General features: G+C 61.2%; 15 protein-coding genes. All 15 read left to right on the forward strand.

What is annotated here, in order from left to right:
* Positions 1 to 92 precede the first annotated feature (92 nt).
* The 15 genes from rpsP (at position 93) to trmFO (ending at position 15,578) form a co-directional block, all read left to right on the forward strand.
* Positions 93 to 443 (forward strand): 30S ribosomal protein S16, encoded by a 351-nt coding sequence (gene rpsP, locus ACQQ92_RS02085; protein ID WP_427717582.1) that lies wholly within the window; start codon positions 93 to 95, stop codon positions 441 to 443.
* Between the two features lie 42 nt (positions 444 to 485).
* Positions 486 to 731 carry a KH domain-containing protein gene (locus tag ACQQ92_RS02090; RefSeq protein WP_154516529.1) on the forward strand — a complete coding sequence of 82 codons (246 nt, stop codon included), beginning with the start codon at positions 486 to 488 and terminating at the stop codon, positions 729 to 731.
* 34 nt (positions 732 to 765) lie between these two features.
* Complete coding sequence (gene rimM / locus ACQQ92_RS02095; RefSeq protein WP_427795660.1) at positions 766 to 1,257, forward strand: ribosome maturation factor RimM; 492 nt, start codon at positions 766 to 768, stop codon at positions 1,255 to 1,257.
* A 10-nt stretch (positions 1,258 to 1,267) separates the two neighbouring features.
* Complete coding sequence (gene trmD / locus ACQQ92_RS02100) at positions 1,268 to 2,026, forward strand: tRNA (guanosine(37)-N1)-methyltransferase TrmD (protein WP_427795661.1); 759 nt, start codon at positions 1,268 to 1,270, stop codon at positions 2,024 to 2,026.
* Positions 2,027 to 2,028: 2 nt separating this feature from the next.
* Positions 2,029 to 2,592, forward strand: coding sequence for a signal peptidase I (gene lepB, locus ACQQ92_RS02105; protein ID WP_427795662.1), 564 nt, complete (start codon positions 2,029 to 2,031; stop codon positions 2,590 to 2,592).
* Positions 2,593 to 2,651: 59 nt separating this feature from the next.
* Entirely contained in the window at positions 2,652 to 3,563 is a 912-nt protein-coding gene (locus ACQQ92_RS02110) for a glycine--tRNA ligase subunit alpha (RefSeq protein ID WP_006236091.1), read from the forward strand.
* 3 nt (positions 3,564 to 3,566) lie between these two features.
* The gene (gene glyS, locus ACQQ92_RS02115) at positions 3,567 to 5,663 is read left to right on the forward strand and encodes a glycine--tRNA ligase subunit beta (RefSeq protein WP_427795663.1); all 2,097 of its coding nucleotides are present in this window, start codon (positions 3,567 to 3,569) and stop codon (positions 5,661 to 5,663) included.
* 34 nt (positions 5,664 to 5,697) lie between these two features.
* On the forward strand, positions 5,698 to 6,573 hold the full coding sequence (locus ACQQ92_RS02120; RefSeq protein WP_154516238.1) for a pyruvate, water dikinase regulatory protein: 876 nt from the start codon (positions 5,698 to 5,700) through the stop codon (positions 6,571 to 6,573).
* A 340-nt stretch (positions 6,574 to 6,913) separates the two neighbouring features.
* Positions 6,914 to 9,664 carry a pyruvate, phosphate dikinase gene (gene ppdK, locus ACQQ92_RS02125; RefSeq protein WP_427795664.1) on the forward strand — a complete coding sequence of 917 codons (2,751 nt, stop codon included), beginning with the start codon at positions 6,914 to 6,916 and terminating at the stop codon, positions 9,662 to 9,664.
* A gap of 209 nt (positions 9,665 to 9,873) precedes the next feature.
* Entirely contained in the window at positions 9,874 to 10,215 is a 342-nt protein-coding gene (rplS, locus tag ACQQ92_RS02130; protein ID WP_117583231.1) for a 50S ribosomal protein L19, read from the forward strand.
* Between the two features lie 93 nt (positions 10,216 to 10,308).
* Positions 10,309 to 11,097: a ribonuclease HII gene (locus ACQQ92_RS02135; protein WP_154516244.1), complete on the forward strand. Its 789-nt coding sequence runs from the start codon at positions 10,309 to 10,311 to the stop codon at positions 11,095 to 11,097.
* A 188-nt stretch (positions 11,098 to 11,285) separates the two neighbouring features.
* Entirely contained in the window at positions 11,286 to 11,771 is a 486-nt protein-coding gene (locus tag ACQQ92_RS02140; protein WP_154516246.1) for a YraN family protein, read from the forward strand.
* Positions 11,771 to 13,294, forward strand: coding sequence for a YifB family Mg chelatase-like AAA ATPase (locus ACQQ92_RS02145; RefSeq protein WP_427793436.1), 1,524 nt, complete (start codon positions 11,771 to 11,773; stop codon positions 13,292 to 13,294). Before ACQQ92_RS02140 ends, ACQQ92_RS02145 begins: the two co-directional genes overlap by 1 nt.
* On the forward strand, positions 13,294 to 14,226 hold the full coding sequence (locus ACQQ92_RS02150) for a DNA-processing protein DprA (protein ID WP_427793438.1): 933 nt from the start codon (positions 13,294 to 13,296) through the stop codon (positions 14,224 to 14,226). Before ACQQ92_RS02145 ends, ACQQ92_RS02150 begins: the two co-directional genes overlap by 1 nt.
* Before the next feature lie 14 nt (positions 14,227 to 14,240).
* Positions 14,241 to 15,578, forward strand: a complete 1,338-nt coding sequence (trmFO, locus tag ACQQ92_RS02155; protein ID WP_427795665.1) for a methylenetetrahydrofolate--tRNA-(uracil(54)-C(5))-methyltransferase (FADH(2)-oxidizing) TrmFO — start codon at positions 14,241 to 14,243, stop codon at positions 15,576 to 15,578.
* The last annotated feature ends 2 nt before the right edge of the window (positions 15,579 to 15,580 follow it).

The raw sequence follows: 15,580 nt of genomic DNA on the forward strand, positions 1-15,580 counted from the left end.
CACGGACTTCACCTGCCCGCGTCGATGGCGTATTATGTTCAACTGTTTGTTTGTAGTTGCAGCCTAAAGCTGCTTGGTTGGAGGAGTTTCCTTTGGCAGTCAAGATTCGCCTTGCTCGTCACGGCGCTAAGAAGCGTCCGTACTACCGTGTCGTCGTCGCCGATTCCCGCGCCCCGCGTGACGGTCGTATCATCGAGGAGGTTGGCCGCTACAATCCGATGACCGCCCCCAAGACCATCAACCTCGATCTCGAGAAGATTGCTGACTGGCAGTCCAAGGGCGCTCAGCTCACCGACGCTGTCGCTGCCCTGGTCAAGGCCGCCAACGAGGGCGAGAAGACTGAGACCGTCGTCAAGAAGTCCAAGAAGCAGCTCGCCAAAGAGGCCGAGGCCGCTAAGGCTGCCGCTGAGGCCGCTGAGGCCGCTGAGGGCGCCGAGGAGTAAATCGTGCCTGAGGTTGACGCTGCACAGCTCGAGGGTGAGGCAATGCTCTCAGATCGCATCGCCGATCTCGTCGAATATCTCGTTGTTCAGATCGTCGACGACCCGGATTCCGTGAGCCTGGAAGTTATCGATGGCGACGATGCCTCAACTATTGAGGTTTCGGTCGCCGAGGATGACGTAGCTAAGGTCATTGGCCGTCGCGGCCGTACCATCAAGGCCATTCGCACGCTCGCCCGTGCACTGGCCGCTCGCCTCGACACTTCCGTCGAGGTAGAGGTTCTGGGCTAGGACCTTGAGGTCCCAGTACAAAAACATCGCCCGTGTGGTTAAGCCGCATGGAAGGAAGGGGGAGGTCCTCGCGCAGCCGCTGCGGGGGCTTCCTTCTGTATTGGAGCCGGGTATGCGTGTCGCCCTGACGCCACCGGCGCTCAAGCGTGACCGCTTTTGCACGGTTATATCCGTTACCGATACGGGCGATGGCGATCTGGTTTCGTTTGAGGGCATTGACGACTTGACGGCCGCCGAGGGCATCACGGGTTGTTTCGTTCTGACGAACCGTGATGACTTTGAGCTCGATTCACTCGATGCCGCCTATACCGACCTTATGGGTCGCGAGGTGGTTGACGAGCGCTTTGGGTCGCTCGGAACGATCGTTGAGATTATGTCGACGCCTGCTAACGACGTTTGGGTTGTCGAGGGCAATCGGTACGGCGAGGTGCTGATTCCCGTGATCGAGCAAGTTGTGCTCGATCTTCCCGATCAGGGGACAATTTCCGTCCGCGTTATGGACGGCTTGATCGATATGGACAAGTAGGGAGGACAACATGCTGATCGAGACCCTTTCGGTCTTTCCCGAGATGTTTGAACCCGTCATGTCCACATCGATTTTGGGCCGTGCCCGCAAGGCCGGCCTTTTTGATTTTAAGGCGTATAACCTGCGCGACTGGACGCACGATCGCCATCGTACCGTCGATGACGAGCCGTACGGCGGCGGTCAGGGCATGCTCATGAAGGTAGAGCCCATCGCTGAGGCAATCGAGGCCATCAGCTCTGAGGGCCCCAAGCCCACCGTGGTGTTCTTTACGCCCTGCGGTGAGCCTTTTACGCAGTATGTAGCCGAGCGCCTGCTCCAAAGCGAGCGCCTGCTGTTTGTGTGCAGCCGTTACGAGGGTGTCGATGAGCGCGCGTATGCCTATGCCGACGAGCGCCTGTCGATCGGCGACTATGTGCTCACGGGCGGCGAGCTGCCTGCTATGGTCGTTGCTGACGCTGTCGTGCGTCTGATTCCCGGCGCGCTTGGTGACGAGATGAGCAACGTTGACGAATCATTCTCGACCGCCGAGGACGGTGGGCTGCTCGAGTACGCGCAGTACACCCGTCCTGCCGAGTTTAACGGCGAGGGCGTGCCTCCCGTGCTTGTGAGCGGCGATCATGCTAAGGTCGATGCCTGGCGTCGCAAGAATGCCATCGAGCGCACCTGTCGCTGGCGTCCCGACTTAATTGAGACGGCGCGGCTTACGCCTAAGGAACGCGCGTATGCGCAAGAGATTTTGGACGCTTCGTATTCGCAGAGCGAGGAGTGAGAATGGTTCCGTCGCAGCATTCCATGCTAAAGGGCGCGTTTGAGTGGGTCGTGGTCGTCGCAATCGCGCTCGTGGCCACCTTCTTGATTCGCACCTTTGTGGTCGAGCCCTTTGTGGTTCCCACCGGTTCCATGGAGTCCACGATTGAGATTGGCGACCAGATCCTGGCGCAAAAGGTGACGCTTGAGCTCGGCCAGCCTGTCAAACAGGGCGATATTGTGGTGTTCCACAACCCCGATGGCACCTCTGAGCACGATGTACTCGTTAAGCGTGTTATTGCCACGGCCGGCCAGACGGTCGACCTGCAGGACGGCAAGGTGGTCGTTGACGGCCAAGCGCTCGACGAGGACTATACGACGGGCATGAGCTGGCCACTGTCGGTCCAGGCGCCTGGTGCTCAGGTGAGCTATCCCTACACCGTCCCTGACGGGTGCGTGTGGGTGATGGGCGACAACCGCGAGAACTCAGCCGACTCACGCTACTTTGGCCCGGTCGACCGTTCGGACCTGATCGCCGTGGCGCTCGTGCGTTACTGGCCGCTCAACCGTCTGGGCGCTATCGACTAAAAACCGCTATAGTACAGTACCTAACCGTGTAATCGTTTCGACGAGGGGATATTAGAGGCATGAACGCTTCATCGCTTTCCTTCCAAGACATCATCCTGCGCCTCCAGCAGTACTGGGGCGAGCAGGGCTGCGTCATTATGCAGCCCTATGACTCCGAGGTCGGTGCCGGTACCTTCCATACCGCGACCACGCTGCGCTCGCTCGGTCCTGCCGAGTGGCGCACCTGCTATGCGCAGCCCTGCCGCCGTCCCGCCGACGGCCGTTACGGCGAGAACCCCAACCGCATGCAGCACTACTATCAGTTCCAGGTGCTCATTAAGCCCTCTCCGGTCAATGCTCAGGAGCTTTACCTGGGGTCTCTTGCCGCCATTGGCCTGGACCCCAACGACCATGACGTTCGTTTTGTCGAGGACGACTGGGAGAGCCCGACGCTCGGTGCCTGGGGCCTTGGCTGGGAGGTCTGGCTCAACGGCATGGAGGTCACACAGTTTACGTACTTCCAGCAGGTGGGCGGCATCGAGGTCGACCCCGTGCCCGTCGAGATCACCTACGGCCTGGAGCGCATCGCAATGTACGCCCAGGGCGTCAACTCCGTCTATGACCTGGTGTGGAGCTACCTGCCCGACGGCACGCCCATGACCTACGGTGACGTGTTCCTGGAGAACGAGCGCGAGTTTAGCGCCTACAATTTTGAGGTCGCTAACGTCGAGATGATGCGTCAGAAGTTTGACGACTACGAGGCCGAGTGCCACTCCTGTCTGGAGCGCAAGCTGCCGCTGCCCGCATACGACTGCGTCATGAAGTGCAGCCATGCCTTCAACCTGCTCGATGCCCGCGGCGCCCTTTCCGCAGTCGAGCGCGCCAACTACATCCTGCGCGTCCGCGCTGTCGCCAAGGCGTGCTGCGAGGCCTATATGGCCGAGGTCGCCGGAGTTAACGAGAATGCCGACCAGGAAGGCGAGGTGGCGTAAGCCATGGCAGACGCTAAGGATTTCCTGTTTGAGATCGGTACGGAGGAAATGCCCTCCGCACCGCTGAACAATGCCGTCAAGCAGCTTGGCGATATGATCGCCAAGGGCCTCGACGAGGCCGGCCTGGCCCATGGCGAGGTCCGCGTGATCTCGAGCCCGCGTCGTCTGGCTGCGCTCGTGGCCAACGTCGCCACCGCGACCGATGAGGTCCACGAGGTCAAGCGCGGCCCTGCGGCAAACATTGCCTTCGATGCCGACGGCAACGCCACCAAGGCCGCCCAGGGCTTCGCCCGCAAGTGCGGTGTGGCTGCCGAGGACCTGATCCGTCGTGAGGATACCGACGGCCGCGAGTACGTATTCGCCGAGAAGAACATTCCCTCCGCGCCGGCTACCCCTATTCTGACGGCCCTGTGCGAGAAGACGATCGCAGGCCTGCAGTGGCCCAACTACCGCAGCCAGCGCTGGGGCCACGAGCACGCTACGTTTGTGCGTCCGGTCCGTTGGATCTGCTGCCTTCTGGGCGAGGACGTTGTGCCCGTGACTTTTGCCGATGTGACGAGCGGCAATACCACGCGCGGACATCGCGTGCTGGGCGCCGGTGACCATGTTGTCGCCAGTCCCGCCGTCTACGAGCAGGTGCTCGAGGACGCCGGCGTGCTCTCTGCCGAGCGTCGTCGTGAGGCCATCCTTGCCGGTATTGCCGAGGTCGAGGCCGCTCGCCCTGGCTGCCATGTCGACACGCCCAAGAAGGTTTTCGAGGAGGTCATTAACCTCTGCGAGTGGCCGACGGTGCTCGTCGGTACCTTCGACGAGGAGTTCCTCAAGGTCCCGCACGAGATCATCTGCGAGTCCATGCTCACCAACCAGCGCTACTTCCCGATCTATGACGGCGAGGGCAAGCTCACGCGTGAGTTCGTGGTCGTCTCCAACAGCAAGCCCGAGAATGCCGATCGTGTGATCGACGGCAACGAGCGCGTCGTGCGCGCCCGTCTGGACGATGCCAAGTTCTTCTACGAGGAGGACCTGAAGATCTCCCTCGACGAGTTCCGTGAGCGTCTGGCCAAGGTTGCCTTCCAGGAGAAGCTCGGCAGCGTGCTCGCCAAGTCCGAGCGCATTGAGCAGCTCGCGCTCGCTATTGCCCGCGAGGCCCATCTGGGCGCCCACCTCGCTGCCGATGCCGCTCGCGCCGCGCACCTGTGCAAGGCCGACCTGGTTTCCAACGCCGTCGTCGAGTTTACGAGCCAGCAGGGCGTGATGGGTGGCTATTACGCAACTGCGATGGGGGAGAACGACGAGGTCGCCCACGCCATTCGCGATCACTATCGTCCCCGCTTTGCCGGCGATGAGCTGCCCGAGGGCACCGCTGGCTGCATCGTGGCCTGTGCCGACAAGCTCGATACCATTGCCGGTATCTTTGCCATCGGTGAGCCCCCGACCGGCTCTTCCGACCCCTACGCGCTGCGTCGCGCCGCTATCGGCATTATCAACATCCTGCGCGATCGTCTGCCGATCGACCCCACGACGCTCATCGACTTTGCCCTTGAGCTCTATAGCGAGCAGGGTATCGAGTTCGACGCCGCCGAGGTCGCCCAGCAGGTCCGTGACTTCTTCCACGGCCGTCTGGTGAGCATGGCCCGCGACGAGAAGATTCCGGCGGATACCGTCGCCGCCGTCTCCGCGGTGCACATCATCGCTCCGTCCGTCTTCTTCGCCCGCTGCGCCGCGCTCGACGAGGCTCGTAAGAACGATGCCGAGACCTTCGACAACCTGGCTACTGCCTATGCCCGCGCCGCGCACATCTCCAAGCCCGAGCTGGGTATGGAGTACGATCGCAGCCTGATGGGTGAGGCCGAGCTCGCGCTTGCCGATGCCTCCGAGGCTGCTCAGACCGCTGTCGATGGCGCCCTTGCTGCCGAGGATTACCCGGCCGCATTTGCCGCCCTTGCCGCCCTGCGTGCCCCCATCGACCGCTTCTTCGACGAGGTTATGGTCATGGACAAGGACGAGCAGCTCCGCGATAATCGCCTTAAGCTGCTCAACCGCTTCGAGGCCGTTTTCTCTGGCATCGCCAACATCGGTGAGCTTGCCCGCAAAAAGTAAGCCAGCCTGCGCATAAGCGCAAAAGGAGCCCCGCATGGATTGCCCGGTCACCGCACGTCCCACCGTTATCGTTATCTCCGACTCGCTCGGTGATACCGCTTGTGAGGTGGTGCTTGCGGCGTCCGGGCAATTTGATGAAGGGGCTTTTCGTCTCTTGCGCTTGCCCAAAGTGAACTCGGTGGAGCAGGTCAAGTCGTTTGTGGGCCCGCGCGTCGATGCGGACCATCGTGATATCGCCGTGTTCCACACTATCGTCGATCCGGCGCTTCGCGCCCGCGTGCTCGATTACCTGGGTATGCTGCATATTCGCTCTGTCGACCTGATCGGTCCGACCCTTGCCGTGCTGTCGTCGCTCATCGGTGTGCCGCCCAAGGGCGTTGCGGGCGTTATTCACAAAACGGATGACCGCTATTTCCACCGCATTGAGGCTATGGAGTATTTCGTTGAGCACGATGACGGGCGCGGTTGCGACGACCTTTCGGGGGCCGATATCGTGCTGCTGGGCGTGTCGCGTACGTCCAAAACGCCGCTGTCGATGTATTTGGCCTATCAGGGTTACAAGGTCGCAAACGTTCCGCTGGCGCACGGCATGGAGCCGCCGAAGTCGATTTACGAGGTCGACCCGATGCGCCTGTTCGGCCTGATTTCGACCGTTGACGTTATTTCTGAGATTCGCGACAGCCGCTTGGGCGATGACTACGCCCGCGCCGTCGCCGGTTCCTATGCCGAGCCCGAGAGTGTGCGCAGCGAGCTTGAGGAAGCCCGTGCCCTCATGAAGCGCCTAGGCTGCTTTGTGGTGCGTACCGACGGTAAAGCGATTGAGGAGAGTGCATCCGAGATCATCGGTCATTTGGAGGAAATCCAAGAAGCTCGAGCCCGTCGTGCCGCTCGCCGCGCTCAACAAAAGTAGCTAATTTGGGACGGGGCTTTTTTAGCTACCCCGGCTGAGGCCGCGAGCTTTTTGGCCGATTGCCGACGGGGTAGCTAAAAAGCCCCGTCCCAAATTAGCCACTTATGGTAAAGCGATTTAGCAAAGTTCTTTCAGTTGACCTGCAAGTCTCCTACACTGGTATCTTCATAAGGTAACCACCTTTATCTACCGTTTACCGTCAGTTTTACCACGTTTACCAAACCTCGCACCCTCTACGCAAGCACTTCCAATACCCGCCGTATAGTACCCTCACGGCTCGCATCCGGCGGGTCGATTCGTTACCACGGTCGTGCGCGACAGCGCATGGAAGGGGAGTATCGTGAGCGATTGCAAGAGGGTTTACCGTTTTGGAACCGACGCCCAGGGCACCTGTGTCACTGAGGGCGACAAGTCCATGAACTTCGTGCTTGGCGGCAAGGGTGCAAATCTTGCCGAGATGAGCCGCATCGGCCTGCCGGTTCCCGGTGGCTTTACCATTACCTGCCAAACCTGTGTCGAGTACTCTGGTGCCGGCAACGTGTGGCCCGAAGGCGCACTCGATGAGATTGTTGCCGCCGAGGCCGATCTCGAGGCCCGCTGCGGCAAGAAGCTTGGTGACGCATCCGACCCACTGCTCGTGTCGGTTCGCTCGGGTGCTCCGTTCTCCATGCCCGGCATGATGGACACGGTCCTCAACTTGGGCCTTAACGACGACTCCGTTCTGGGCCTCATTGCCCAGACGCAAAACCCGCGTTTTGCCTGGGATAGCTACCGCCGCTTTATCCAGATGTTCTCCAACGTCGTTATGGGTGTCGATGCCGACTTGTTTGAGAACGCCCTGACCCAGGCTCGCTTGGTCGCCGGCGTCCGCGTCGATTCCGAGCTTTCGGCCGAGGACCTGCAGGAGCTCGTCGAGACCTTCAAGGGTATCTTCTCCGAGAACGTCGAGGCTGCCCTGTATCCCGAGCTCGAGGTTGTCGACGGCAAGCCCGTCTTCCCGCACGATCCGGAGCTCCAGCTGCGCCTTGCCATCCAGGCCGTCTTTGGCAGCTGGATGAACGAGCGCGCCTGCATCTACCGCAAACAGCATGGCATTTCCGACGAGCTCGGTACTGCCGTCAACGTCCAGGCCATGGCTTTTGGCAACAAAGGCGAGACTTCTGCGACCGGCGTCGCCTTTACGCGCAATCCGGCCGATGGCACCAAAGAGTTCTACGGTGACTTTTTGGTTAACGCCCAGGGTGAGGACGTCGTCGCCGGCATCCGCAACACTGAGCCCATCGCCGACCTCAAGACCACCCCGGGCCTCGAGTCCGCTGGCGAGGAGCTCGAGCGCGTTTTCCTGACGCTCGAGGATCATTACCGCGATATGTGCGATATCGAATTCACCATCGAGCAGGGTAAACTGTGGATGCTTCAGACCCGCGTGGGCAAGCGTACCGCTACCGCCGCGCTGCGCATCGCCATCGAGATGGTCGAGGAGGGCCTCATCACCCGCGAGGAGGCCGTGAGTCGCATCGATCCGGCGCAGCTCGACCAGCTTCTGCATCCGCAGTTCGACTCCTCCAAGAAGTACGAGGCCCTGGCCTGCGGCCTTAACGCCAGCCCCGGCGCCGCCGTAGGCGAGGTCGTGTTCTCGAGCGACGATGCCGTCGCGCGCGCCAACGAGGGCCACAAGGTCATTCTGGTTCGCTGGGAGACCAACCCCGATGACTTGAAGGGCATGGTCGCTGCCGAGGGCATCCTTACCAGCCACGGCGGCAAGACGAGCCACGCCGCCGTTATTGCCCGTGGCATGGGTACCCCCTGCGTCTGCGGTGTCGAGCGCTTCCATATTGACGCCGCCGAGAAGGTCGTGCGCATCGAGGGCAGCGACCGCGTGCTTCACGAGGGCGACATCATCTCCATCGACGGCACTCAGGGTATCGTCGTCGATGGCGCCGTCGATCTGGTCTCCGCCGAGCTCACCGGCGATCTGGACACCATTCTGTCCTGGGCAGACGAGATTCGCCTGGACGAGACCGACGGTCACGCCAACCACGTGCGCGTCAATGCCGACAACCCCGAGGATGCCGCGCTCGCACTCGAGTTTGGCGCCGAGGCCATCGGCCTGTGCCGCACCGAGCACATGTTCCTGGGCGATCGCAAGAACATTATCCAGAGCTTTATCCTGTCCGACGACGAGGCCGTGAAGCAGCGGGCCCTGGCCGACCTGCTCAAGGTTCAGACCGAGGACTTTCTGGCGATGTTTAAGACCATGTCCGGTCGCGATGTGGTCGTTCGCCTGCTCGATCCGCCGCTGCATGAGTTCCTGGATAATCCTCGCGAGCTCGAGGTCGCCATCACCAAGAAGGAAGCCGCCGGCGCCAGCGAGGAAGAGCTTGCCACCCTGCGTGCCCGCCTGCGTCGAATCGACGGCATGGTTGAGTCCAACCCGATGCTCGGCTTGCGCGGTGTGCGCCTGTCCGTTGTCTTTGGCGATTTGCCGCTCATGCAGGTTCGCGCCGTCGCCACGGCTGCTGCCCGCCTTATCAAGGAGGGTGTTGACCCGCGCCCCGAGATCATGGTCCCGCTCGTTTCCATCACAGCCGAGCATGTCCAGACCCGCGAGGTCATCGATCGCGTGATCGCCGAGGTATCCGCCGAGGAGGGCGTCGAGCTCAATATTCCCGTGGGCACGATGCTCGAGCTGCCGCGCGCCTGCATGGTCGCCGACGATATCGCCCACCATGCCGACTTCTTCTGCTTTGGCACCAACGACCTCACCCAGACAACCTTCGGCTTCTCGCGCGACGACGCCGAGGCCAAGTTCATCCCGCTGTACATGCACAAGAAGATCCTGAAGGATAACCCCTTCGAGACCATCGACGCGGCGGTGCTCGAGCTGGTGCGTTTGGCCGTCGAGAAGGGTCGCGCCGCCAACCCCGATATGCACTTTGGCGTGTGCGGCGAGCACGGCGGCGACCCCAAGTCCATCAAGGGCCTGTTCAACGTGGCCGATGTGGACTACGTGTCCTGCTCGCCCTATCGCGTGCCCCTCGCACGACTGGCTGCCGCCCAGGCCAAGCTCGATGCCAAGCGTTCCGCCTAGCGTTTAGTGTATAGACCCCTAGCGTAGCCCCCTTCATGCCGCCCGTCTCATTTGTGAGGCGGGCGGTTATCATGTGCGGGTTTTGTCTTTTTGTCTGCGAAAAAAATTGTTCTTGCAGCAGAAACCCGCGCGTGTATACTCGAATACGTTTGTTCAACTACGTGCCGGCCAAGGTGGTACGGCACCTCTAGAAGAGTAAGGAATTGCACATGGATTACATCCGCGCAATCGAGCGTCAGCAGATCCGCGAGGACATCCCGCAGGTCCGCGTTGCCGACAACGTCAAGGTTCACTACCGCATTAAGGAAGGCGACCGCGAGCGCATCCAGGTTTTCCAGGGTGACGTCATCCGCATGGCCGGCGCCGGTGCCCGTGAGACCTTCACCGTCCGCAAGATTTCCTTCGGTGTCGGTGTTGAGCGTACCTTCCCGCTTCACAGCCCCAAGATCGCCAAGCTCGAGGTCGTCCGTCATGGTCGCGTCCGTCGCGCCAAGCTGTACTACCTCCGCGACAAGGTGGGCAAGGCTGCTCGCATCCCCGAGAAGCGCTAAGAAGATCGCAGCGTCTGTCCACTCGTTTGGACACAAGGGTCACCTTCGGGTGGCCCTTCTTTTTATCTGATTTCCATGCAAGGAGGGCCTGGTATGGCCAATATGACGAGCTCGATTTCGGCATCGCAGGTTGCCGGCGAGCTGGCGAGTGCCACGTTCGAGGAGATTCCCGCCCTCGTGGAGCACTATCGCGAGGATCCGCGCCAGCAGGTGATCAAGGCTTGCGAACGCGCACTTAAGCGCCATGCCAAGGAACTTTCCGAGCGCGAGCGCGTCAACGGCATGTACGAGCTTATGCATGAGCTCGGCGGCGATGGCGTGGTCGTTGGTGTTGACGAGGTGGGGCGCGGCTCTGTCGCCGGCCCGCTGACGGTCTGCGCTGTCTGCCTTCCCATGGAGCCGCGCGTTTGGGGCATTAACGATTCCAAAAAGCTCACGCCTGCCCGTCGTGAGCTGCTCTCGGTGCAGATTGCCGAGGTGGCTACGGCCATTGGTTTTTGCCATATCGCTCCTGCGGATATCGATGAGATGGGCATGGCCCGCGCCATCCGCGCTGCCGTCGCGGGCGCGGTGGCCGATACGGGGCTCGAGCCCGATTGCGTGCTTATGGACGGCAACCCTTTGGGCGCCGTCCCTAACGAGCGCGATGTGGTGAAGGGAGATGCCAAAATCGCCTGCATCGCCGCTGCTTCCATTATGGCCAAGGTCACGCGTGACGAGATGATGGTCGAGTACGACGCCGAGTATCCCGAATATCATCTTGCTGAGTCAAAGGGCTATGCGAGCCCCGAGCACATTGAGGCTATTCGTAAACATGGCCTTTCTCCGTTGCATCGTGTGAGCTTCTGCGGAAATTTTTTGCAGACGGAGCGTCTTTTTTAAGGCAAATATGGAGACAGGGACTTCTGGGATTTTATAAACCAGCTGGTGGGGACCGCATGCAACGCAATTGTTGCATGCGGTCCCTTTTTTGTTTGTTTTTGGTTGGTCTTTGGTTTTCTTTTGGTACCTACCCGCAAGAAAGGCGGCCCCATGATCGGGTCAATATCGTGCGCGGGAAAGGAGACCCCATGTGCGCCGCAAGTGCAAAGAGCAAGACGCAACAGCTCAAAGAGCTTTGGGAGAGCGGGGAGATTGATTGCGCGTCGATTACGCCTGGGTTCATTAAGGGCCTCAGTCCTCGAGAACTGGGCATGCTGGGCGAGCTTATTGCAATCGATTACTTTCGCGAGCGCGGTTATGCCCTCTTGGAACAGGGCTACCGGTGTCCCGAGGGCGAGGCCGATCTGGTACTGCTTGATGAACTTGATGATGTCGTGGTGATGGCTGAGATCAAGACAAGGCGCGTCGCCCTAGATTGCAACACGCGGGTCTTTCCCGAGGAGGCGGTGGACGCCCAGAAGCAGCGTCGCTACCGCCGTATCGCGAGTTGTTACCTTATGGATCACTATCCCCTTAAGGCGATTCGCTTCGACGCGGTGGGCGTTACTATCCGCGGCGGTCATATTGCGGAGATTGAGCATCAATACAACGCATTCGATTGGCAGGTATCGTGATGGCGTTTGACACCTTTGCCGTCCACGCTGCATGTATTCGTGGCGTCGAGGCGATTCCCGTCACGGTCGAGGTCTCGCTTGCCGGCGGTATTCCGGGTATCCAAATGCTTGGCATTCCAAGTATGGAGGTGATGGAGTCGCGTGGCCGCATACGCTGCGCAATGCGCTCGGCGGGATTTGAGATTCCACGGGCGGGCATTACCGTCAACTTGGCTCCGGGCGACATCCGTAAAACGGGCAGTGGTTTTGACCTGCCGATTGCCGTCGCGGTACTGGCGGCCGATGGGCAGATTCCCCGCGACCATCTAGACCATTGCCTTATTGCCGGTGAGCTCGGGCTGGATGGTAGCGTGCTGCCCGTAAAAGGCGAGGTTGCGTTTCAGTTGTTGGCGCGTGATATGGGCCTGTCCTTTATTGCAGGAAGATCGGATCAACATGTACCGCTTGCCGGTGTGGACTGTGGCTTTATCGACCATCTGTCTCAGCTCGCCCGCGGTATGGGCGAGGCGGCTCGGCATTATCTGGATTCCGAGGGTGTCGAGGCGTCGTTTGAGCCAGAACTTGATTATGCCGATGTGCTGGGGCAGGAGGTTGCCAAGCGCGGCATTGCGCTCGCGGCGGCGGGGGAGCTCGGCCTGCTTATGATTGGCTCGCCGGGTTCGGGCAAGACCATGCTCGCACGCCGCATGACGGGTATCTTGCCCGAGCTTTCTCTCGAGGATCAGCAAGAGGCGCTGTGCATCCATTCGGTCTTGGGCGAGAACATCGATGGTTTGCTGGCGGGACACCGGCCGTTCCGTAGCCCCCACCACAGCATTTCGACTGCGGGCCTTATTGGCGGCGGACGGCCGGTGCACCCGGGCGAGATTAGCCTAGCGCACGGCGGCGTGCTCTTTTTAGACGAGCTTGCCGAGTTTCCCAACAGCGTGCTGCAGACACTCCGCCAGCCCATAGAGCGCGGCTACGTCAAGATCGTACGCGTCGATGGGGCTTTCACGTTTCCCTCGAGGTTCCAGCTGCTTGCCGCGAGCAATCCCTGTCCCTGCGGCTTTTTGGGCGATCGCGAGGTACCGTGCCGCTGCTCGGCTTCGATGGTTGAGCGCTATCGGTCTAAGCTACGTGGTCCCTTGGCCGATCGTATTGACCTTATGATTGACGTGACCCGACCTGACCCGCAGGTAATTATCGAGGGCGCCGAGGGTATGTCGTCAGCTGAACTACGTGACTATGTTGTGCGGGGTCGGGCATTTCGCGCCTGGCGCGAGTCCCGTATGGACGATGCAGATGCCGAGGCCGAGGACGATGAGTCACGTTCCATCGACGGCGTCGTTTCGACCTTTGCACTCGATGGGGCAGCGGAAAAGTGCGTGCTCGGCCTGTCGAGGCGCACACATCTCACAGGGCGCGGCATCGTGCGCTTGGTGCGTATCGCGCGCACGATTGCCGATGTTGCCGAAAGTGAGCGGGTAACCCAAGACCACGTGCTCGAGGCGGCGATGTACCAGGGGAGGAGGGACCAGTAATGCCCGAGGAGACTTTTGAGCTGCATCCCGGTGATGCGTTGTATCCAGATACCGTTTTGGAGCTCTCTGATGTCCCCCAGACGCTTTATGTGCGTGGCGACCCCGCCGCACTGTCGACGCCCTCGCTCTCCATCATCGGCGCTCGCAAGGCCTCGCCGTACGGCCTTGCCGTGGCAGAGCTGGCCGCGAAAGTTGCGGTCGAGGCGGGGGTGACGGTGGTCTCGGGCGGTGCGGTCGGCTGCGACCAGGCCTCGGGTTGGGCCGCGGTCAACGCTGGTGGCAGGCACGTCGTGGTGTTGGGTACGGGCGCCGACGTGGTTTACCCGCGTTCGAGTGCAGGGCTCATCGCGCGCACGATCGATACGGGCGGCGCGGTGGTGTCCATCTCGCCTTGGGGTATGGGACCACGCAAGTTTGCCTTTCCGCGGCGTAACCGGGTGATTGCCGCGCTTTCGCAGGCGCTGTTCGTGTCGGAGGCCGGCATGCCCTCGGGCACGTTCTCGACAGCGGAGGCCGCCATGGACCTGGGGCGCGAACTGCTCGCGGTACCGGGCTCCATTTTGTCACCAGAGTCGCGTGGGACCAACTACCTCATCGCCAACGGGGCCTGCTGCATTGTTGACGAGGAGTCTATTGAGATGGCCATCTCGCGAATTTACGGCACCCTGCGCTATTCGCGTCCCGATGCGCCCGGTATCGCCGATCTGGACCCCACGCAGCAAGCCGTGATGCACGCGCTCATTGCCTCGCCGCTCAAGGTCGATGACATTGCCGCGCTCGTCTCCCTCGATGCCGTCGGCGTGCTCAAACTCCTGGGCTCACTCGAGCTCGAGGGACTCATCGAGCGCATGATGGATGGAAGGTATGCGCCCTCAAAGTTTGCGCTTCACGCTCAGACGCCCTTCGGTCACAATGGAAAGCGTGTCAATTAGAAAGGTGTTTGCAGATGCTGTTTGATCAAGTGACGGTTATCGGTGGCGGTCTGGCGGGATCGGAATGCGCGATGCAGCTGGCAGATCGCGGGTTTGCCGTAAAGCTGTGCGAGATGCGGCCGCTGGTGACCTCTCCTGCCCACCATACCGATCACTTGGCGGAGCTCGTCTGCTCCAATTCGTTTAAGTCGACCCGACCCGATTCCGCCGCCGGCCTGTTGAAGGCCGAGCTCGAGCGTATGGGTTCGGTGCTGCTCGACTGCGCTCATCGCGCTGCCGTTCCCGCTGGTGGCGCCTTGGCGGTCGACCGTGTTAAATTCTCCGAGCTCGTTGAGGCCGAGGTTGCCGCCCGTCCCAATATCGAGGTCGTTCACGGCGAGGTCACCCAGATTCCCGAGGGCCATGTGGTTATCGCCGCGGGTCCCTTGTGCTCGCCGGCGTTGAGCGGGGAGGTCATGAAGCTCGTCGGTGGTGATTCCCTGGCGTTCTTTGACGCCGCGGCCCCGATTGTCGATGCCTCGACGCTCGATATGGATGTGCTGTTCTCGCAGTCGCGCTACGAGGAGCAGGGGAGTGGCGACTATCTCAATGCCCCGCTCAACAAGGAGGAGTACGAGGCCTTTATCGAGGCGCTTACCACGGCCGATCGCGTGGTGCTCAAGGACTTTGAGGGCGGGGACCTCTTCCAGGCCTGTCAGCCAGCCGAGGAGGTTGCGCGCACGGGCAAGGATGCCATCCGCTTTGGCGCTATGAAGCCCGTCGGGCTCACCGACCCGCGCACCGGTCGCCGTCCCTGGGCGGCGATTCAGCTGCGCGCCGAGAACAAGGAGAAGACCGCCTATAACCTGGTTGGTTTTCAGACCAACCTGACCTTCGGCGAGCAGAAGCGCGTTTTTCATATGGTTCCCGGTCTGGAGAATGCCGAGTTTTTCCGCTACGGCGTCATGCATCGCAATACCTTTGTCGATGCGCCCCATGTGCTCGATGGGACCTTCGCCGTGCCCGGCACGGGCGTGCGCCTTGCCGGACAGATTACCGGTACGGAGGGTTACATGGAAGCGGTCGCGACGGGTCTCCTCGCTGCGCTCAATACCTATGCCGAGGCTATCGAGGTTGCTCCTGTCGAGCTGCCGCGCGTGGGCGCTCTCGGCGCGCTCGTGGGCTATGCGACCGATCCTGCTACGGTCGGATATCAGCCCATGCATGTTAATTTTGGCCTGGTACCTCCCCTCGAGGACGGTAAACGCCGCAGCAAACGTGAGCGCTATCAGGCCTATGCGGATCGCGCCCTTAAGGCCCTGGATTTCTATCTGGAATCGCGCTCCGACCTGTTTGGGGGCGACCGGCCATAGCC

Origin of the sequence: Collinsella sp. SGI.241, from assembly GCF_050312955.1 — a bacterium.
Taxonomy (GTDB): Bacteria; Actinomycetota; Coriobacteriia; order Coriobacteriales; family Coriobacteriaceae; genus Collinsella.